Here is a 19,927-nt window from a genome sequence, read left to right on the forward strand (position 1 = left end):
TCCTGATCGACATGGAGCACGTCCATCCTTGTCTTGACTAGTTCAAAACAAGGCGGTTGGATGGCCAGTGATGGAGACGACCTGGGCGCACCAGCTGCGGGAGGCCGGGCTGCGCGTGACGCGGCCCCGCCTGTCGGTGCTGGGCGTCCTGGCCCAGCACCCGCACGCCGACGCCGACACCATCGTCACCGGTGCCCGTGAACAGCACCCTTCGCTGTCGCCCCAGGCCGTCTACGGAGTGCTCAAGGCGTTCGTCGCCGCGGGCATCGCGCGCCGCATCGAGCCCGCCGGCGCGCCCGCGCTGTTCGAGCTGCGGGTGGGCGACAACCACCACCACCTGGTCTGCCGCTCGTGCGGTGCCGTCGCAGACGTCGACTGCACCGTGGGCGCAGCCCCCTGTCTGACCCCGTCGGACACGGCCGGCTTCGTCATCGACGAGGCCGAAGTCGTGTTCTGGGGTCTCTGTCGGCAGTGCCATGACCGTGACCGCCAGGTCGCGGTCGGCGCCGAAGCCGTGCAATTTGAGCAGCACGAAATCCGAGGAGGAGCACGCGCATGACCGACGTCGCATCGCAGGGTCCGGCCCCGAGCGAGGCCGACCGGCCCGTTCTGACCAACCGTCAGGGCCACCCGGTCTACGACAACCAGAACCAGCGGACGGTGGGCGCCCGAGGACCGGCGACCCTGGAGAACTACCAGTTCCTCGAGAAGATCAGCCACTTCGACCGCGAGCGGATCCCCGAGCGCGTCGTGCACGCCCGCGGCATCACCGCCTTCGGCTACTTCGAGGCCGACGGCACCGTGGGCGACGAGCCGGTCAGCAAGTACACCCGCGCCAAGCTGTTCCAGGAGAAGGGCAAGCGCACCGACGTCGCGCTGCGCTTCTCCACCGTGGCCGGTGGCCGCGACTCCTCCGAGTCCGCCCGTGACCCGCGCGGTTTCGCCGTGAAGTTCTACACCGAGGACGGCAACTGGGACCTCGTCGGCAACAACCTGGGTGTCTTCTTCATCCGGGACGCCATCAAGTTCCCCGACTTCATCCACTCGCAGAAGCCGGACCCGGTCACCTTCGAGGCCAACGTCGCCGAGCGCGCGTTCGACTTCTTCAGCCAGACCCCCGAGGCCATGCACATGATCTCGCTGGTCTTCAGCCCCCGCGGCACGCCGGCTGACTACCGGCACATGCAGGGCTTCGGCGTGAACACCTACAAGTGGGTGAACGCCGACGGCGAGACCGTCCTGGTCAAGTACCACTGGTACCCCAAGGAGGGCGTGAAGTCCTGGGGTGCCGCGGACGCCTCGGCCGCGCAGGCCAAGAGCCTGGGCACCCACACCAAGGACCTGCACGACGCCATCGCCGCGGGCGACTACCCGCAGTGGGACCTCTACGTCCAGATCATGAGCGACGACGAGCACCCGGAGCTGGACTTCGACCCGCTCGACGACACCAAGACCTGGCCGCAGGAGCTCTTCCCGGTCCGCAAGGTCGGCACCATGACCCTGAACCGGATGCCGTCGGACAACTTCACCGAGAACGAGCAGATCGCGTTCGGCACCGGTGTGCTGGTGGACGGCCTGGACTTCTCCGACGACAAGATGCTCGTCGGCCGGACGTTCTCCTACTCCGACACCCAGCGCTACCGGGTGGGCCCGAACTACCTGCAGCTGCCGGTGAACGCCCCGAAGGCCCGGGTCGCCACCAACCAGCGCGACGGGCAGATGGCCTACGGCGTCGACCGTGCCGAGGGCACCAACCCGCACGTGAACTACGAGCCGTCGATCCTCGGCGGCCTGCGTGAGGCCGAGTACCCGACGCACGACGAGCAGGGCCCGGTCATCACCGGCCGGCTCACCCGGAAGCGGATCCCGCGCACGAACGACTACCAGCAGGCCGGTGAGCGCTACCAGCTCTCCGAGCAGTGGGAGAAGGACGAGCTGGTCGCCAACCTCGTCGGTGCCCTGGAGCAGTGCCGCCGCGACATCCAGGAGCGGATGGTGTGGCACTTCTTCATGTGCGACGACGAGTGGGGCCAGCGCGTCGGTGACGCCCTGGGGATCACCGCGGACGACGTCCGTGGCCTGGAGCCGCTGCAGACGCAGACCCTCGACGAGGCCGAGCTGGCCCGTGCGGCCAACCTCGGCAAGAACGGTCCGCGCGACGTGACCGGCAAGGACATGACGCACTGCGTGCCGAACGAGCACGTGACCGTCAGCTGAGCAGGACCTCGGTGCTCCCCGCCACGCGCGGCGGGGTCCGCACCGGGGTGAGCGGCGGGCCGCGACCGGGACCTCCCGGTCGCGGCCCGCTGTCGTTCCGCCCAGCGGAGACAGGTTTGGGTTCCCGGAGAGAGTGGCCCTTACGGTTCGGCGGACACGTGAAGACCGACCTGAGGGGACGTTCGTGAACTCCACTTCCGCCGTCACCGGAGGCACGACCGCCCGCGCCACGCGCTGGGTGGCCCCGCTGTGCTGGATCGCCGTCCTGCTCGACGGGTTCGACCTCGTCGTCGTCGGCACCGTCGTGCCGACCCTGAGGACGCCGGAGGTCTGGGGGCTGAGCGGCAGCGGCGCGACCGCCGTCATCACCGTCGGACTCGTCGGGATGATGATCGGCGCACTGACGATCGGCACGCTCACCGACATGGTCGGACGCCGCAAGGCGCTGATCGGCGCGGTGGTCTCGTTCTCGCTGTTCACGCTGCTGTGCGCGGTCGCCCCGAACGCAACGGTGTTCGGCGTGCTGCGTTTCCTCGCCGGCCTCGGCCTGGGTGGTTGCCTGCCCACGGCGATCGCGATGGTCAACGAGTTCACCCGCGCCGGACGCAGCGGTCGCGCGACCACCACGATGATGACCGGCTACCACGTGGGCGCCGTCGCCACGGCGGCCCTGGCCATCGTGGTCATCCCCGAGCTGGGCTGGCGCTGGATGTTCGTCATCGGTGCGCTGCCGGCCCTGGTGCTGGTGCCGGTGATGCTCGCCAAGCTGCCCGAGTCGGCTGCCTTCCTCGTCGCGCACGGCCGTCGGGTCGAGGCGGAGCAGGTCGCCGCCCGCTACGGGCTCGAGCTGGAGCAGCCGGCCGCACCGGTCGCGCCGGGGGCGGGGGGGACCAGCGCCGGAGGTGCCGCCGCGACACTGCGGACCCTGTTCGCCTCGACCTACCTGCGCAACACGGTCGCGGTCGGCGGCACGTCGTTCATGGGCCTGCTGCTGGTCTACGGCCTGAACAACTGGCTGCCGACCATCATGCGCGAGGCCGGTTACGACCTGGGGGACTCGCTGGCCTTCCTGCTGGTGCTCAACGTGGGCGCCGTCGTCGGACTGCTGGTCGCCGGTACCGTCGCCGACCGGGTGGGTGCCCGCCGGGCCGGGATGGCCTGGTTCGCCGCTGGTGCGGTGTTCCTGGCGCTGCTCTCGGTCGAGCTGCCGACGGCGGGCTTGTACGCGATGTGCTTCGCCACCGGCTGCTTCGTGTTCAGCGCCCAGGTGCTGGTCTACGCGTTCACCAGCGCCCACTACCCGCCGCAGGTGCGGGCGACGGCGCTGGGCTGGTCGGCCGGCGCCGGGCGCACCGGGGCGATCGTCGGGCCGGTCATCACCGGGGCGTTGGTCACCGCCGGGATCGCCTACCCCTGGGGCTTCTACATGTTCGCCGTGGTCGGTGTGCTCGGTGCGGTCGCGCTGAGCAGTACGCGCTCCGCCGGAGCGCACCGCGATGACATCGCGGTCCTCCGGACCGCACCGCGGTCAGGAGCCGTGCCCGAGCAGGGCTGAGCCGCTGCGTCGTGCCTGCGCGGACCCCTCCGGGGCCCACTCGGCACGACCCGCCGTGCCGTCAGTCGCGCTTGCGGTCCTGGTCGGCGAGGAAGCGCTCGAACTCGGCCCCGATCTCGTCGGCGCTGGGCACCTCGCCCGCGGCGCCGAGCAGGTCGGTGCCCTCGCGGGCCGCGGTGAACGAGTCGTACTGCTGCTCCAGGGCGGCGACGACGGCGGTGTTGTCCGCCGACCGGCCGATCTGCTCGTCGATCTCGGTGCGGTGGGCGTCGGCGGCCTCGCGCAGCGAGTCGGTCGGCAGGCGCAGCCCTGTCAGCCGCTCCAGGTGCTCGATCAGGGTGAGCGAGGCGGCCGGGTAGGTGGCCTGGGCCAGGTAGTGCGGCACGTGCGCGGCCACCCCGAGCGCGTCCACGCCGACCTCGCCCATGCGCAGCTCCAGCAGGGCGGAGACGCTGCCGGGGATCTGCATCTCGCCCCAGTACACCGGATAGGGCTCGATCAGCTGACGGCGCGTGGCGTGCGCGGTGACGGTGACCGGGCGGGTGTGCGGCACCGGCATCGGGATCGCCTGCAGGGCCACCACGCTTGTGACGCCGAGCCGGTCGACCAGCGTTCCCACGGCGGCGACGAACCGCTCCCATGCGTAGTCGGGCTCCGCACCGTGCAGCAGCAGGAACGTCTCGCCGGCGTCGTCCTCCACCGCGTGGATCGCCAGTTCCGGGGCGGTGAACGACTCGTACCGGTCGCTGTTGAACGTCATGCGCGGGCGGCGGGCCCGGTAGTCCACCAGGCGGTCGACGTCGAAGCGCGCGACCATCTCGGAGGGGAGGCTGTCCAGCAGGTGAGCACCGGCGCGACTGCCCGCCGAAGCGGCGTCGAAGTCCCCGGCGAGGTCGTGCACCAACACCAGCCCGCGTCGCTCGGCCGGATCGGTGACCGCCGCCTCGCGGTCGAGGAACCGGTCTGCCGCGGGGAGCAGCTCGACGAGCTCCTCCGGGAACTGGGCCACGGTGGGACCTCCTGGGGTGGGAACGACGCGGTACTCCCGGTGCAGCGCCCGGAGGCGACCCCGGCATTCCCGTGGTCCCCCGAGGGGGCGTGGATCAGCTCTTCCGGGGCTCCGCGGGCGGCGCGACCTGCTCGCGGGTGACGGTGGTCCCGGAGTCGTCGCCCTCGACGCGCGCGCGGGTGCCGTCGTCGGCGATCTCGGGTGACTTGTCGTCGAGCTCGTCGCGGACGTACCGGTAGACGACGGCGATGAGCGCGGCGACCGGAACACCCAGGAAGGCGCCGATGATGCCGGCCAGGCTGCTGCCCGCGGTGACGGCGAGGATGACGACGGCGGCGTGCAGGTTGAACCCGCGGCCCTGGATGATCGGCTGCAGCACGTTCCCCTCGAGCTGCTGCACGATCAGCACGATGATCAGCACGATCAGCGCGGTGCCGAAGCCCTGGTCGACGAGGGCGACGAGGACGGCGAAGGCGCCGGCGACGAACGCACCGATGATGGGGATGAACGCGCCGAAGAAGGTCAGGATCGCGAGCGGCAGGATTAGGGGCACGTCGAGGATCCACAGCCCGACGCCGATGAACAAGGCGTCGACGAAGCCGACGATCGCCTGCTGGCGGATGAACTCCGACAGCGTCGCCCACGTCTTGTAGGACAGCGCCGCGACGTGGCGGGCGGCCCGGGGGCCGGTCTGGGCGGACAGCCACGGTACCCAGCGCGGGCCGTCCTTGAGGAAGAAGAAGCAGAGGATCAGGGCGAGCACCAGGTTGATCAGCCCGTTGCCGACGGCCGAGACGCCGGTCACCGCGTAGCCGGCGATGTTCTGCGCGTTGCCCTGGATGGAGTCGATGACCGAGTCGACGGCGTTGCCGACCTGGTCCTCGCCGAGGTTCAGCGGGGGCCCCTGGAACCATGCCTGGACGTCTTGCAGGCCGGCGGTGGCCTGGTCGGCCAGTTCGGTGACCTGGTTGGCGACCTGGGGGGCGATGGCGGCGATGATGCCGCCGAAGATCGCGAGGAAGCCCAGCAGGACGACGGCCGCGGCAAGTGCGGGTGGGGCGCCGTGCTTGCGCAGGAACCGCGTCGGCGGCCACAGCACGGTGGCGATGAGCAGGCCGAGCACGATCGGCAGCAGGATGACCCAGAGCTTGCCGAGGACGTACCCGAGCACGTAGACCGCCGCCAGGATGAGCAGCAGCTGCCCCGACAGGGTGGCGAGCGTCCGCAGCCCGCGCTGCACCTTGGGCCCCCGACCGTGGGTAGGTGCCGGGGAGCTGGTGACGGCCGGTGCGCCGTCGTCCTCGCGGGGTGCCGGCCGGGGGCGTGGCTCGTGCTCGCCGCGCGGAGCAGCAGACGTCCGACCGGGCAGGCGCAACCTCATGGTCAGCGATCCCATCACACATCGACACCGACGACCGGCCGAGAAACGATCATCACACCCGCGTCGTAGCGTTCGTGGCATGCCGAAGATCGCCACCGCCGACCGGGTCGACCGGGCCGAGCTCCTCGACTTCCTGCGCCCCCGGCACCGGGCCGTCCTGCTGACCCGCAGATCGGCGGGCGCGCCGCAGCTGTCCCCGGTCACCTGCGGGGTCGACGCCGAGGGGCGCGTCGTCATCTCCACCTATCCGCAGCGGGCGAAGGTGGCGAACGCGCGGCGCGAGCCGGCCGTGTCGCTGTGCGTGCTCTCCGACGAGTGGGACGGGCCCTGGGTGCAGGTGGACGGCGAGGCCGAGGTGCTCGACCTGCCGGAGGCACTGGACCCGCTGGTGGAGTACTTCCGCTCGATCAGCGGCGAGCACCCGGACTGGGACGAGTACCGGGCGGCGATGGCGAAGCAGGGCAAGTCGCTGGTGCGGATCAGCATCACCGGGTGGGGCCCCATCGCGACCGGTGGCTTCCCCGCTTCCGTGGTCGACAAGCTCTGAACCTTGCTTCAGGCAAGGAAAGGTGCCAGACTTGTCGGATGCCGTACGTGCTGACCGTCGACCAGCGGGCGAGCAGGCGCGGTCCCGACCGCGTCGGCGAGGCCCTGACCGAGTTGACCTCGGCTGTCCGCCCCGTGCTGCCCTTCGAGCGGACCGCCGGGGACGAGTTCCAGGGCGTCCTCGGCTCGCCCGAGGAAGTCGTCGACGTCGCCGTCCGGCTTGTCCGCCTCGGCGGCTGGAGCATCGGGATCGGCGCCGGCCCCGTGCAGAGCCCGCTGCCCCCCAGCACCCGGGCCGCGACCGGACCGGCCTTCCTCAGCGCCCGCCGCGCCGTGGACGCGGCCAAGCAGCGCCCGATGCGGCTCGCGGTCCGCGGCGCCGTCCCGCCCGACGCGGCGGACGCGCAAGCGGTGCTCAGCGCGCTCGCGGTGCTCGTCGGCCGGCGCAGCGACCAGGCATGGGAGGCGATCGACCTCGTCGACGGCGGCCGCACCCAGGCGGAGGCGGCAGCGGAGCTCGGCATCTCCCGGCAGGCGGTGGGGCAACGGCTCGCCGCAGCCTCCTGGGAGCTGGAGCGCGAGCTGCGACCGACCGCCGCCCGGCTCCTGGCGAGGGCGGCGGGATGACCGTCGCGGTACTCGTGCTGCAGGTCCTGGTCGCGCTGGCCGGGCTGACCCTGACCGTCCGCGGTGAACGACGGCCCGTCGTCGCCGGAGGCGCGGTGGCCCTCGTCGGCGCGCTCGTCGTCGCAGCCGCGCTCGCCTGGCTCGGGGAGGCCGGCAGCGGGGAACAGCAGGCCGCCACGCTCCTGGCCTTCCTGGCCGCGGTCACCGGCGGCGGTCCCGTGGCGACGGCGGTGCTGCACGCCGCCGATCCCGCGGCCGTCGGCGTCTCCGGCGGTCCGCAGGACCCCGACATCCTGCGCGGCGGGGCCTGGATCGGCGTCCTCGAGCGCGCCGCCGTCGCCGGGACGCTGCTGGCGGGCTGGCCCGAGGGGCTGGCCGTCGTCCTGGCGGTGAAGGGGCTCGGGCGCTTCTCGGAGCTGCGCGCCCCGGCCGCGGCCGAGCGGTTCATCGTCGGCACGCTGGCCAGCGCTCTGTGGGCCGCGGCGTGCGTGGGCGTGGCCGTCCTGCTGCGCACCTGAGCCGTCCCCCGATCGGTGGGCGTCCCCACCTGCGCGTTTCCCCGGAACGATCATGGGGCAGTGCGGGGCCCCCGTCCCGAGGAGGCCCCCGTGAGCCAGCACGACGACCTGCGCCCGCTCTCGCCGGAGGAGCTCGCCGCCGAGACCGGCGCCGCTCTGCCCGACAAGGAGGTCATCTCGCTCCTGGACCTCAACGCCGACCTCGACATCGCACTCGACGCCGCCGCGCCGATCGACCTCGCGGTCGCCGCCAACGCCAATGTCGCGGCGCCGATCGACGCCGCCGTCGGTGCCAACGTCCTCTCCGTGGACTCCTCCGCGCAGGCGCTGTCCGACCAGGGCGTGCTGATCGACCAGGGCATCACCGGCGAGGCCGTCGCCACCGCGCCCCAGGACAGCACCATCGGCCAGACCGATGACACCGTCGGTGACGCGCCCTCCCCGGCCCTGGCCGACGGCACGGCCGACGGAACCACCGAGACCGTCGGCGACCCGCTGTCGGGCGACCTGCTGAACGTGGACGTCGACCTCGCCGCCGACGTGGACCTGGCGGCGCCCGTGGCAGGGGCGGTGGCTGCCAACGCCAACGTCGCGGCTCCCATCGACGCGGCCGTCGCGGCCAACATCGGATCGGTGGGGTCCGAGGCCGTCGCAGTGGCCCAGCAGGACGCGATCATCACCCAGGACATCGACGCGAACGCCCAGGCCACGGCCGACCAGCAGTCCTCGATCCAGCAGTGACCACTCGCCGCTCCCGCACATGACCGACCACCCCACCAGGCCGATCCCCGTCTCCGTCGGCCCGGGTCCCCAGCCGGTGACCGACGCAGACGGGGAGGTCCTGGCGCGGGCGGACGGGCTGCAGCTGCTCGGCGAGGTGCCCGGCTCGGGCTACCGCCGTCCGCCGGCCCTGGCGCGCCGCGGCGACGGTCAGGTCGTCTCGCTGACCCCGCTGCTCGCCCAGGTCCTGACCGCCGTCGACGGACGGGCGACGGTCGGTGAGGTGGCCGAACGGGTCAGTGCGTCCACCGGCCGGCTCGTCCGGCCCGACGACGTCCGGCAGCTCGTGGCCGCCTCGCTGCGCCCGCTGGGCCTGCTGCGGCGCGCGGACGGCAGCGAGCCCGAGCTCCGTCGAGCCGATCCGCTCCTGGCGCTCCGGTGGCGTCGCGTCGTCACCGATCCGGCGGTCACCCGGTGGATCACCGCGCCCTTCAGCGCGCTGTTCTCCCCGCTCGTGGTCGTGCCGGTGGTCCTGGCCTTCGGTGCGGTGGCGGCCTGGGTGCTGTTCGACCAGGGCCTCGCCGCCGCGACCGCGCAGGCCTTCGCGAACCCGGCCCTGTTCCTGACCGTCGTCGTCGTGACCGTGCTGTCGGCCGGGTTCCACGAGTTCGGGCACGCCGCCGCGGCCCGGTACGGCGGAGCCAGCCCGGGGACGATGGGCTTCGGCATCTACCTGTTCTGGCCGGCCTTCTACACCGACGTCACCGACAGCTACCGCCTCGGCCGGGCCGGCCGGGTGCGGACCGACCTCGGCGGCCTGTACTTCAACGCCCTGGTCGTCCTGCTGTCCTTCGCGGTGTGGTGGGTGTCCGGCTGGCACGCCGTCCTGCTGCTGGTCGCCACGCAGGTGCTGCAGATGATCCGCCAGCTGGCGCCGCTGCTGCGCTTCGACGGCTACCACGTGCTTGCCGACCTGACGGGCGTGCCCGATCTCTACCAGCGCATGGGCCCGGTGATGTCGGGACTGCTGCCGGGACGCTGGCGGCAGCCCGAGGCGACGGCGCTGAAGACGTGGGCCCGGATCGTGATCATCGCCTGGGTGCTGCTCGTGGTCCCGCTGATGGCCGCCTCCCTCCTGCTCATGGTGCTCGCGCTGCCGAGGCTGCTGGCGACGGCGTGGGCGGCGATCGGTCGGCAGGGCGCGCTGCTCGGTTCCGCCTTCGGCGAGGGGGACGTCTTGGGCGTCCTGGCCCGGATCCTGGCGATCGTCGCCCTGCTGATCCCGCTGCTCGGCATCGGCTACGTCCTGGCCAGGACGGTGCGGCAGGTGGTAGGCGCCGTCCGGCGGCGGACCGAGGGGCGCCCGGTTCGCCGGGCCGTCGCCGTCGTCGTCGCCGCTGCGCTCGTCGCCGGGCTGGGATGGGCGTGGTGGCCGACGGGCGACCGGTACCGTCCCGTGCGCGCTTGGGAGGGCGGCACGGTCCTCGACGTCCTGCCGGCGTCGTCGCTGACCACCCTCGGCGAGGGCAGCACCGGCAGCGCCGCCACGCTGTGGCCTGCCGACGCCGGCCCGCTGCCGACCGCCGACCGGCCCGAGCTCGCGCTGGTGATGGTGCCCCGGAGCGCCACGGGGCAGGCGCCCGTCGAGGACGACGCCCCGGCGGAGGCCCCCACCTGGGTCTTCCCCTTCGACCGGCCGCTGCCGCCGGGAGAGGACGACAACCAGGCGCTGGCGGTCAACACCGAGGACGGGTCGGTGCGGTACGACGTCTCCTTCGCCCTGGTCTGGGTCGACGACGAGACGGCGGTCAACCGGAACGAGGCCTACGCCCTGGCCAGCTGCCGCGACTGCACCACCGTCGCCGTGGCGTTCCAGGTGGTCCTGCTGGTCGGCTCGGTCGACGTCGTGGTGCCGGAGAACATCGCCGCCGCGGTCAACTACACCTGCATCGAGTGCGTCACCTCCGCCCTGGCGACGCAGCTGGTGCTCAGCCTCCCGGGACCCCTCGAGGGGAGCGCCGCGCGCGAGCTCGAGTCGATCTGGGCAGAGCTGCAGGAGTTCGGGCGCACCCTCCGGGGCCTGCCGCTGGCCGAGATCCGGGGCCGGCTCGCGGACTTCGAGCAGCGCATCCTCGAGGTGGTGCAGGCGGAAGCGCGGCCCGAGGACGCCGACGCGCCCGCCGACGCCCCGCCGACGGGGACCGCGACCCCCACCGGGCCGGCGCCCGGCACCGGCACCGGAGGGGCGACGACCGACGACGAGGCCGGCGCCGACGACGACGGCGCGCCGTCGACCGGGACCGGGGCGCCGGAGGAGGGCGACCCCGCGACGCCGACGACCACGGGGGTCGGCAGCGGGACGTCGGGAGCGACCGCGACGACCGCGCCCGAGGAGAGCCCCGCGGACACGACGGCGCCCGCGAGCCCCACCGGCTGACCGGCGACCAGCGAGCCGGGCGCCCGCACGGAACAATGGCCACGACCCCCGTCGTCCCTCCTGGAGGCCCCGTGCCCGACTCGCCCGCCACCGGCGCTGTCCGCAATCCCGAGCTGCTGACCATCTACTGCAACGACCACCTGGCCGCGGCCACTGGGGGCATCGAGCTGGTGAGCCGCATGATCGGGCGCCACCGCGGCACCCGGCACGAGGGCCCGTTGGAGAGCCTGCTCGACGAGTTGCGCGAGGAGCGGGCCGCCCTGCGGGCGACCATGGGCGCTCTCGGACTGCCGGTGCGCCAGTACAAGCTGGCGGCCACGTGGATCGCGGAGAAGCTCAGCCGGGGCAAGCTCAACGGCCGGTTGTTCTCCCGGTCGCCGCTCAGCGACCTGGTGGAGTTCGAGTTCATCGCCACCGCCGTCCTGGCCAAGCGGGCCGGCTTCGAGACCCTCCGTGCCCTCGGCGAGTCCGACTCCCGCATCGACTCCACCCTGTTCGAGCGGCTCATCGACCAGGCCGACGGTCAGCACGCCTGGCTGGCCGAGGCCCGTCGCGACGTCGCCGCCCAGGTGTTCGGCGGGCGCGCCGAGGCCGCCAGCGACGCCGCCGACACCTGAGCCGAGAGATCTCGTCCATGTGCCACAGCCATGACAGCCGACCGCCCGCACCGCCGCGCAGCGGAACGGTGGCCTCCACCGCGTCCTCGACGCTCACCGCGGCCGACGGCACCCGGTTCACCGTGAGCACCGCCCTGCCCGCCGAGCCGGCCCGGACCGGCGTGGTGATCCTCCCGGACATCCGAGGCCTGCACCCCTACTACGTGGCGCTGGCCGAGCGATTCGCCGAGGCCGGCGTCGCGGCGGTGGCCATCGACTGGTTCGGCCGCACCGCCGGGGTCTGCGAGGAGGGGACCCGGGGGGAGGACTTCGACTGGCAGCAGCACATCCCGCGCACGACCCCCGAGGGGATCGACGCCGACGTCACCGCCGCGATCGCCGCGCTGCGGGCGCAGGCAGGGGAGGACCTGCCCGTGGTGACCGTCGGCTTCTGCTTCGGCGGCAGCCACTCGTGGCGGCTGGCCGGCGGGGACCTGGACCTCGCCGGTTGTGCCGGCTTCTACGGGCGCCCCTCCCTCGTGGGTGACTCGGCCGACCGGGCGCACCTGCCGACGGTGATGCTGATCGCCGGCTCGGACACCGCGACGCCGGTCGAGGAGCAGCAGGCCCTCGCCGAGCGGATGCGTGCTGCGGGGGCCGACGTCGACGCGGTCGTCTACGACGGCGCCCCGCACTCCTTCTTCGACCGCTCCTACGGCGACTGGGCCGACGCCTGCCGCGACGCCTGGGAGCACGTGCTGGCGCTCACCGACCGGGTGGCCCGGCCCTGAGCCGGTCCGACCCCGCCTGGGGGCCGCTGGCCGGGACCGCCGCGCAGGTGCGGCGCGCCACGGCGGACGACCTCCCGGCCCTGGTGGCGCTGCTGGCCGACGACCCGCTCGGGCGGGCCCGCGAGCGGCCGTCGGAACCGTCGGTCTACCGGGCGGCGTTCGACCGCGTCGACGACGACCCGGCGCACACGCTGGTCGTGGCCGTCTCCGCCGGGGAGGTCGTGGGCACCCTGCAGCTGTCCGTGCTGCCCGGGCTGTCCCGGAGGGGGGCGCTGCGCGGCCTGGTCGAGGCGGTGCGGGTGCGCTCCGACCAGCGGGGCGCGGGCCTCGGCGGTGCGCTCGTCCGCTGGGCGCTGGAGGAATCGCGCCGGCAGGGGTGCGCGCTCGTGCAGCTCACGACCGACCTGACCCGCACCGACGCGCACCGGTTCTACGAGCGGCTGGGCTTCGTCCACTCGCACGCCGGCTACAAGATCACGCTCTGAGGGCGGTGGCTCCGGGCGTCTCCTAGGCTGGGGGCGTGAGTGGCCAGCCGATCGATCCCGACGTCATCGAACTCGCCGGGCGGCTCTTCGACCTCGCCCGCGGCGGCTACACCGAGGAGCTCTCGGCCTACCTCGACGCCGGCGTGCCGGCCAACCTGACCAACGACAAGGGCGACACCCTGCTCATCCTCGCCGCCTACCACGGCCACCCGGAGACGGTGGCCGCGCTGCTGGCGCACGGCGCCGATCACGGCCGGGCGAACGACCGCGGCCAGACGGCGCTGGCGGCGGCGGTCTTCAAGCAGTCGGCGGAGACGGTGCAGGCGCTGGTCGCCGCGGGCGCCGACCCGGACGCCGGTGGTCCGAGCGCCCGGGAGATGGCCACCTTCTTCGACCTCCCGGCGATGGCTGCGCTGCTGGACGGTCCGGCCTAGCGTCGCGTCCGTCGCCGCGAGGCGATCTGGGGGAGGATCGGCGCACCGAGGGGGGAGGGGCGGCATGGCAGCAGCACGCGACCTACCGACCGGGGGGCCGCGCGCGCTGGCGGTCTCCGAGGTCGAGCAGGACGACGTCGTGCCCGAGGACGCCGTGCCGGCCCCCGACCCGACCGCCGCCCAGGTCGCTCCGCCCGGCCTGCCGCGGTGGCTGCTCCTGGTGGGCGGTGTCGCCGCGGCGGCGATCGCGGTGGCCGGCCTGCAGGCGGTGGCCTGGCTGGTCGCGCCGGTGTTCATGGCGTTGGTCGTCGTCATCGCGCTGGCGCCGGTGCAGAGCTGGCTCCGCAGGATCGGGGCACCCCGCTGGGTCGCGACGACGGTGCTGCTCCTGCTCGTCTGGGCGGTGCTGCTGGGGTTCGTCGCCCTGCTCGTGGTCTCCGTCGCGCAGTTCGCCGCTCTGCTGCCCGACTACGCCGACCAGGCGCAGAAGCTCATCAACGACGTGGTCGCGGACCTGAACAACCGCGGCATCGTCTCGGGCCAGGTGTCGGACCTCGTGCGCCAGATCGACTACAGCTCCCTGGTCGGCCTGGCCACCGACCTGCTGTCCCGGCTGACCAGTGCGGCCTCGACCCTGGTGCTGCTGCTGTCGGCCCTGGTCTTCATGGCCATCGAGTCCGGCGGCTTCAGCCGGCGCATGGCGCTCGTCGCCGCCGAGCGCCCGCACCTGCCGGTGGCGCTGACCCTGTTCACCCGCGGCACCCGCAGCTACCTCCTGGTCAGCACCGTCTTCGGTGCGATCGTGGCCGTCGGCGACACCATCGCGCTCATGTGGCTCGACGTGCCCGCGGCCCCGCTGTGGGGGCTGCTGGCCTTCATCACCAACTACGTGCCGAACATCGGGTTCGTCCTGGGTGTCGCGCCGCCGGCGGTGCTGGGCCTGCTCTCGGGCGGCTGGGGCGAGTTAGTCGCGATCCTCATCGTCTACTCGCTGCTGAACTTCGTCGTCCAGACGCTCATCCAGCCCCGTTTCGTGGGCGACTCCGTCGGCCTGTCCATGACCGTCACCTTCGTCGCGCTGCTGTTCTGGAGCTGGGTGCTCGGCGCGCTCGGTGCGTTGCTGGCCATCCCGCTGACGCTGCTGGTCAAGGCGCTCCTCGTGGACGTCGACCCGCGCGGCCACTGGCTCGACGCGCTGCTGCGGGAGGAACCGCGGGCGCCCCGCACCATGCGCGCCCGCCGCCGGATGGCGGCACGGCACGCGACGCTGGCCTCGATGCGCCGGCTGCACCACCACCCGCACCGCAGGTCGGCCGCCGGGGCTCCCGAGGTCGAACCGGCCGACGACGTCACCGCCGGGACCGGAGAGGTCGCCGCGACCGTTGACGCGGCGGACAGGGCCTGACCGCACCGGCCGGTCAGGAGCTCGTCGTCATGGTCGGCCTCCAGGGCGCCGGCAAGAGCACCTGGGTCGCCCGGCACCTGACCGGCACGCACGTCGTGGTCAGCAAGGACCACTGGCCGCGTGCCCGGCGCCGCGAGGTGCGGCAGCAGCGGCTCGTGGCGGAGCTGCTCGCGGCCGGGCGCAGCGTCGTGGTCGACAACACCAACCCCTCGCCGGCGGAGCGGGCGCCGCTGGTCGCCGCGGCCCGTGCGGCCGGCGTCCCGGTCCGGGCGGTCTGGCTGGACACCCCTCCCGAGCTGAGCCTCGCCCGGAACGAGGCCCGCGCGGAACCGGAGCGGGTGCCGCCGGTCGGGGTCCTCGCCACCCGGGCGAGGTTCGTGCCGCCGTCGGCCGAGGAGGGGTTCGACCGGGTCGACGTCGTCCGGTAGCCCCGCCGTCCGACCTTGTGACGGGTGCCGCAACCGGCGGCCGTAACGTGTCGGGCGCAGCTCGCCGCGCACCGGGCCTCCTGGTGACCGACGGCATCCGACCTGAAGGGAACTCTCATGAGCGAGGCAGGCACCACGGGGGCACCGTCCCGCGTGGCCATCGTGACCGGCGCGGCCCGGGGCATCGGCGCGGCGACCGCCGTCCGGCTGGCCCAGGACGGCTTCGCCGTCGCCGTGCTCGACCTGGACGAGGGCGCCGCCAAGGCCACCGTCGAGGCGATCGAGTCCGCGGGCGGCAAGGCGCTGGCCGTCGGCGCCGACGTCAGCGACTCCGCCGCGGTCGAGGCCGCCGTCGAGCGCATCGCCACCGAGCTGGGTGCGCCCACCGTGCTGGTGAACAACGCCGGGGTGCTCCGGGACAACATGCTGTTCAAGATGAGCGACTCCGACTGGGACATCGTCATGAACGTGCACCTCCGCGGTGCCTTCCTCATGACCCGCGCCGCCCAGAAGCACATGATCGACCAGAAGTGGGGTCGCATCGTGAACCTGTCGAGCACCTCGGCGCTGGGCAACCGCGGCCAGGCGAACTATTCCACCGCCAAGGCCGGTCTGCAGGGCTTCACCAAGACCCTCGCCATCGAGCTCGGCAAGTTCGGCGTCACCGCCAACGCCATCGCGCCCGGCTTCATCCAGACCGAGATGACCAAGGCGACCGCCGACCGCATGGGCGTCCCCTTCGACGATTTCATCAAGGGCGCCGCCTCGATGATCCCGGTCGCCCGCGTCGGCCAGCCCGAGGACATCGCGCACCTGGTGTCGTTCTTCGTCAGCGAGGGCGCGGGCTTCGTGTCCGGCCAGGTCGTCTACGCCGCCGGCGGTCCCAAGGCCTGAAAGGACCCCTGTGCCCCCCGCCGCTCGCGAGCTCGCGGTGGGGCCCTGCACAGGGGCCGTTCCATCACCTCGCCAGGGGCCGGGCAGCCGCACGGTTGCCCGGCCCCGAGCCTTGTCCCGGAGGTCCCGTGTCCGAGCAGCCCGTCCTCGTCGAGCGCCGCGGTGCGGTGCAGATCGTCACCATCAACCGCCCGAAGGCGAGGAACGCCCTGGACGCCGCGGTCGCCCGCGAGGTCGCCGCCGCCGTCGACGAGCTGGACGCCTCCGACGAGCTGCGGGCCGGGGTGCTGACCGGGGCCGGCGGCTTCTTCTCCGCGGGCATGGACCTCAAGGCCTTCCTGCGCGGTGAGACCCCCGCCATCGAGGGCCGTGGGCTCTGCGGCATCACCCGCACCCCGCCGCGCAAGCCGCTGGTCGCCGCGGTCGAGGGCGGGGCGCTGGCCGGCGGCTTCGAGCTCGTGCTGGCCTGTGACCTGGTGGTCGCCGGCCGCGGGGCCCGGTTCGGCGTCCCCGAGGTGAAGCGCTCGCTCGTGGCGGCCGGCGGAGCCGCGCTGCTGCTGCCGCAGCGGATGCCGCGCGCGGTGGCGCTGGAGCTTCTGCTCACCGGCGACCCGATCGACGCCGAGCGGGCCGCGGCGGTCGGCCTGGTGAACCAGCTGGTCGACGACGGCGCGGCGGTGGACGCCGCCGTCGCGCTGGCCGAGCGGATCGCGGCGAACGGGCCCCTGGCGGTCGCGGCGACCAAGCAGGTGGTGATCTCGGCACCCACCTGGTCACCGGAGGAGTCGTGGGACCGCCAGGAGGAGATCGTCCGGCCGGTGTTCGCCTCCGAGGACGCACGCGAAGGGTCCACCGCGTTCGCCGAGCGCCGCGATCCCGTCTGGCGGGGCCGTTGACGCGGTGACGCGTTGCACACTGAGCAAGAATGCACAGTGTGCAAGAACGGTGGTTGACTGGTCCGGTGACCGAACCGGGCCTGCGCGAGCGCAAGAAGCGCGACACCCGTGCCGCTCTGGCACGGGCCACGCTCGAGCTCGCGATCGAGCACGGCTTCGCCGCGGTGACCGTCGAGCAGGTCGCCGCGCGGGCAGGCGTCTCCTACCGGACGTTCTTCAACTACTTCTCCGGCAAGGAGGAGGCGCTGCTCCGACCGGAGGAGGAGCACCCTGCCTTCGGCCCGCGGCTGCGCGCCCAGGACGGCGCACTGCCACCGCTCGAGGCGTCCCGCCGGGCCCTGCGCGAGCAATTGTCAGCGCTCGACGACGACGAGGCGGGCTGGCGCCAGCGGCTGACCGTGATCGCCGCCGCCCCCGAGCTGCTGCCCAGGCTCATGGAACTGGGCGCCGCGAGCGAGCGGGACATGGCCGAGGCGGTGGCCGAGCGCACCGGGCTGGACGCCGACCGCGATCTGTACCCGGCGCTGCTCGCCGCGGTGCTCGGCGGCGCCATGCGGATCAGCCTGACCCGATGGCACGCCACGGGGGAGGCCCGCCCGCTGGCCGCCCTGTTCGACGAGGCCGTCGACGTGCTGGCCGCCGGCCTGCCGGCGCCCACGTCCTGATCCCCTCGGCGGCCGATCGCCGTCCGGGAAACGAAGAACTCCGAGGAGAACCGTGTCCACGTCCGTCCAAACCGCTGCCGCGGCGACCCCACCCGGTGGGGAGCCCGCGGTGGCTGCGCCGATGACGCGCAAGGAGGTGCTCCAGGCACTCTCCGGGCTCTTCATGGGCATGTTCGTGGCCATCCTGGCCGCGACCATCGTGTCGAACGCCCTCCCGGTGATCATCCCCGAGATCGGCGGCAGCCAGTCGGTCTACACCTGGGTGGTCACCGCCGAGCTGCTGGCGATGACCGCCACCGTCCCGCTCTGGGGCAAGCTGGCCGACCTCTTCAGCCAGAAGCTGCTGCTGCAGGCGTCCTTCGGGCTGTTCGTCGTGGGCTCGCTGCTCGCCGGCTTCTCGCAGGACACCACGATGCTGATCGTGGCCCGCGCGCTGCAGGGCATGGGCGCCGGCGGCCTGACCGCCCTGGTGCAGATCGTGATGGCGGCGATGATCCCGCCGCGCGAGCTCGGCCGCTACGCCGGCTTCTTCGGCGCCATCTTCGCCGTCGCCACCGTGGGTGGGCCGCTGATCGGCGGCGTCATCGTCGACACCGACTGGCTGGGCTGGCGGTTCTGCTTCCTGCTGGGCGTGCCCTTCACCCTCCTGGCGATGGTCCTGGTGCAGCGGACGCTGAAGCTGCCGGCCGTGCCGCGTCGCGCGGTCGCCATCGACTGGTGGGGCGCGCTCCTGATCACCTCGGGCGTCAGCCTGCTGCTGGTCTGGATCACCTTCGCCGGTGACCGCTACGACTGGCTGTCCACGGAGACCGCGCTCATGCTCGGCGGCACCGTCCTGCTGCTCGGCCTGGCCGTGCTCGTCGAGTCGAAGGTCGCCGACCCGGTCATCCCGCTGGACATCTTCCGCAGCCGGACGGTCTCCCTGGCCGTTCTCGCCAGCGCCCTCGTCGGTGTCGCGATGTTCGGCGGCACCGTGTTCCTCGCGCAGTACCTGCAGGTCTCCCTCGGCTACTCGCCGACCGAGTCCGGTCTGCTGACCCTGCCGCTGGTCGGCGGTCTCCTGGTCTCCTCCACCGTCGCCGGTGCGATGATCACCAGGACCGGCCGCTGGAAGGGCTGGCTGGTCGGCGGCGCGGTCCTGATGACGATCGGGTTCGGACTGTTCTCGACCCTCGACGCGCAGACCTCGCCGTGGGTGCTCGGTCTGTTCATGGTCGTGCTCGGCGCCGGGGTCGGCGCGCTGATGCAGAATCTGGTGCTCGCGGCCCAGAACGACGTCCCGGCGCACGAGCTGGGCGCGGCCACCTCGGTGGTGTCGTTCTTCCGGAGCCTGGGCGGCACGATCGGCGTCAGCGTCCTCGGCGCCCTCCTGGCCACCCGGGTCGCCGACGACCTCAGCGTGCTGGGCACAGCTGAGGGCGCCGGCCAGGCAGCGACGCCGGACATGTCGCTGCTGCCGGCCCCGGTGCGGGAACTGGTGCAGAACGCCTACGCGGACGCGACGGCGGAGCTGTTCCTCATCGCCACCCCGCTGGCGGCGCTCGCCGTCGTGGTCGTCTCCTTCATCAGGGAGAAGGCGCTCAAGACGACGTCGGGCGCTCAGCGCTTGGCGGAGGAGCAGGGCACCGCAGGGATGCCCCTGCACTGACCTGCAGCGGCATAGAGGGGCCACGACCGGCGTTCTCCCGGTCGTGGCCCCTTCCCCTTTCCGCCTGCTCGTCCTCGGCGACTCGATCGCACACGGCACCGGCGCGGCACGGGTCGAGGACACCATCGGACGCCGGCTCGCCGCCGAGCTCACCGCGGACGGGTTCGACGTGGACCTTCACGTGTTCGCCGTGCCCGGCGCCGTCTCGGCCGACCTCGCCGCACAGGTGCGCCGCGGGCTGCCGCTGGGGCCCGACCTCACGCTGATCGTCATCGGCGCCAATGACCTGGCCCGCTTCGTGCCGGCCCAGCAGGCCACCGCTGCCCTGGGAGCCGCGGTCACCGCGCTGCGTGCCGCCGGCAGCGCCGTCGTCGTCGTGCCGGCACCGGACATGTCGATGGTGCCGTTCGTCCCGCCGGCGCTCCGCCCGCTCGTGCGCGGGGCCTGCGCTGTCCTGCAGAGCGGCCAGACACGGGTGGCCGAGGGTGCCGGAGCCGACGTGGCGCCGGTCGTCGCCGACCTGGCCGCGGCCTTCGTCGCGGACCCGGCGCTGTTCTCCGCCGACCGCTTCCACCCGTCGTCGGCCGGCTACGCCCGGATCGCCCAGGTGCTGGCCCCGCACGTCCTCGCCGCGGCCCGGGCGCGCCGGGACGAGAGCGCCGCCTGACCCTCGAC

At 73.2% G+C, this 19,927-nt stretch carries 21 protein-coding genes; 19 read left to right on the top strand and 2 right to left on the bottom strand.

The genetic code is table 11. From position 1 onward, the window contains the following. Nucleotides 1–70: 70 nt before the first annotated feature. The 3 genes from C5508_RS05485 (at nucleotide 71) to C5508_RS05495 (ending at nucleotide 3,772) form a co-directional block, all read left to right on the top strand. On the top strand, nucleotides 71–559 hold the full coding sequence (locus C5508_RS05485) for a Fur family transcriptional regulator (RefSeq protein ID WP_104523977.1): 489 nt from the start codon (nucleotides 71–73) through the stop codon (nucleotides 557–559). After that, complete coding sequence (locus tag C5508_RS05490; protein WP_104523942.1) at nucleotides 556–2,217, top strand: catalase; 1,662 nt, start codon at nucleotides 556–558, stop codon at nucleotides 2,215–2,217. The genes C5508_RS05485 and C5508_RS05490 overlap by 4 nt, the downstream gene beginning before the upstream one ends. 184 nt (nucleotides 2,218–2,401) lie before the next feature. Then, on the top strand, nucleotides 2,402–3,772 hold the full coding sequence (locus tag C5508_RS05495; protein WP_104523943.1) for an MFS transporter: 1,371 nt from the start codon (nucleotides 2,402–2,404) through the stop codon (nucleotides 3,770–3,772). Nucleotides 3,773–3,833: 61 nt separating this feature from the next. Here C5508_RS05495 and C5508_RS05500 read toward each other — a convergent pair whose 3' ends face one another. Continuing rightward, entirely contained in the window at nucleotides 3,834–4,781 is a 948-nt protein-coding gene (locus C5508_RS05500; protein ID WP_104523944.1) for a proteasome assembly chaperone family protein, read from the bottom strand. 94 nt (nucleotides 4,782–4,875) lie between these two features. Beyond that, on the bottom strand, nucleotides 4,876–6,162 hold the full coding sequence (locus C5508_RS05505) for an AI-2E family transporter (protein WP_104523978.1): 1,287 nt from the start codon (nucleotides 6,160–6,162) through the stop codon (nucleotides 4,876–4,878). Between the two features lie 79 nt (nucleotides 6,163–6,241). Between C5508_RS05505 and C5508_RS05510 the strand changes: the two genes are divergently transcribed. The 16 genes from C5508_RS05510 to C5508_RS05585 all read left to right on the top strand — a co-directional run bounded on the left by C5508_RS05510 (nucleotide 6,242) and on the right by C5508_RS05585 (nucleotide 19,919). Further along, nucleotides 6,242–6,709 (top strand): PPOX class F420-dependent oxidoreductase, encoded by a 468-nt coding sequence (locus C5508_RS05510; RefSeq protein WP_104523945.1) that lies wholly within the window; start codon nucleotides 6,242–6,244, stop codon nucleotides 6,707–6,709. Between the two features lie 38 nt (nucleotides 6,710–6,747). Beyond that, the gene (locus C5508_RS05515; RefSeq protein ID WP_104523946.1) at nucleotides 6,748–7,335 is read left to right on the top strand and encodes a hypothetical protein; all 588 of its coding nucleotides are present in this window, start codon (nucleotides 6,748–6,750) and stop codon (nucleotides 7,333–7,335) included. After that, nucleotides 7,332–7,853, top strand: a complete 522-nt coding sequence (locus C5508_RS05520; protein ID WP_104523947.1) for a hypothetical protein — start codon at nucleotides 7,332–7,334, stop codon at nucleotides 7,851–7,853. Before C5508_RS05515 ends, C5508_RS05520 begins: the two co-directional genes overlap by 4 nt. A 90-nt stretch (nucleotides 7,854–7,943) precedes the next feature. Beyond that, entirely contained in the window at nucleotides 7,944–8,594 is a 651-nt protein-coding gene (locus C5508_RS05525; protein ID WP_198597901.1) for a hypothetical protein, read from the top strand. Between the two features lie 76 nt (nucleotides 8,595–8,670). Then, nucleotides 8,671–11,010, top strand: coding sequence for a zinc metalloprotease (locus tag C5508_RS05530; RefSeq protein WP_157943998.1), 2,340 nt, complete (start codon nucleotides 8,671–8,673; stop codon nucleotides 11,008–11,010). 71 nt (nucleotides 11,011–11,081) lie between these two features. Next, the gene (locus C5508_RS05535) at nucleotides 11,082–11,627 is read left to right on the top strand and encodes a hypothetical protein (RefSeq protein WP_104523949.1); all 546 of its coding nucleotides are present in this window, start codon (nucleotides 11,082–11,084) and stop codon (nucleotides 11,625–11,627) included. 68 nt (nucleotides 11,628–11,695) lie between these two features. Next, complete coding sequence (locus tag C5508_RS05540) at nucleotides 11,696–12,397, top strand: dienelactone hydrolase family protein (RefSeq protein WP_232796939.1); 702 nt, start codon at nucleotides 11,696–11,698, stop codon at nucleotides 12,395–12,397. Between the two features lie 47 nt (nucleotides 12,398–12,444). Continuing rightward, complete coding sequence (locus C5508_RS05545; protein WP_198597902.1) at nucleotides 12,445–12,882, top strand: GNAT family N-acetyltransferase; 438 nt, start codon at nucleotides 12,445–12,447, stop codon at nucleotides 12,880–12,882. Nucleotides 12,883–12,917: 35 nt separating this feature from the next. Further along, nucleotides 12,918–13,316, top strand: a complete 399-nt coding sequence (locus C5508_RS05550) for an ankyrin repeat domain-containing protein (RefSeq protein ID WP_104523952.1) — start codon at nucleotides 12,918–12,920, stop codon at nucleotides 13,314–13,316. Between the two features lie 64 nt (nucleotides 13,317–13,380). After that, entirely contained in the window at nucleotides 13,381–14,721 is a 1,341-nt protein-coding gene (locus tag C5508_RS05555; RefSeq protein ID WP_104523953.1) for an AI-2E family transporter, read from the top strand. A 29-nt stretch (nucleotides 14,722–14,750) separates the two neighbouring features. Next, nucleotides 14,751–15,149 (top strand): ATP-binding protein, encoded by a 399-nt coding sequence (locus C5508_RS05560; RefSeq protein ID WP_104523954.1) that lies wholly within the window; start codon nucleotides 14,751–14,753, stop codon nucleotides 15,147–15,149. Between the two features lie 117 nt (nucleotides 15,150–15,266). Then, complete coding sequence (gene fabG / locus C5508_RS05565) at nucleotides 15,267–16,043, top strand: 3-oxoacyl-ACP reductase FabG (RefSeq protein ID WP_104523955.1); 777 nt, start codon at nucleotides 15,267–15,269, stop codon at nucleotides 16,041–16,043. A gap of 128 nt (nucleotides 16,044–16,171) precedes the next feature. Continuing rightward, on the top strand, nucleotides 16,172–16,939 hold the full coding sequence (locus C5508_RS05570) for a crotonase/enoyl-CoA hydratase family protein (protein WP_104523956.1): 768 nt from the start codon (nucleotides 16,172–16,174) through the stop codon (nucleotides 16,937–16,939). A gap of 65 nt (nucleotides 16,940–17,004) precedes the next feature. Then, nucleotides 17,005–17,604 (top strand): acyl-CoA-like ligand-binding transcription factor, encoded by a 600-nt coding sequence (locus C5508_RS05575; RefSeq protein ID WP_198597903.1) that lies wholly within the window; start codon nucleotides 17,005–17,007, stop codon nucleotides 17,602–17,604. A gap of 109 nt (nucleotides 17,605–17,713) precedes the next feature. Next, nucleotides 17,714–19,252 (top strand): MDR family MFS transporter, encoded by a 1,539-nt coding sequence (locus C5508_RS05580; RefSeq protein ID WP_198597904.1) that lies wholly within the window; start codon nucleotides 17,714–17,716, stop codon nucleotides 19,250–19,252. Between the two features lie 43 nt (nucleotides 19,253–19,295). After that, entirely contained in the window at nucleotides 19,296–19,919 is a 624-nt protein-coding gene (locus C5508_RS05585; RefSeq protein ID WP_104523959.1) for an SGNH/GDSL hydrolase family protein, read from the top strand. Nucleotides 19,920–19,927 lie beyond the last annotated feature (8 nt).

The organism is Blastococcus atacamensis, assembly GCF_002938425.1.
Taxonomy (GTDB): Bacteria; Actinomycetota; Actinomycetes; order Mycobacteriales; family Geodermatophilaceae; genus Blastococcus; species Blastococcus atacamensis.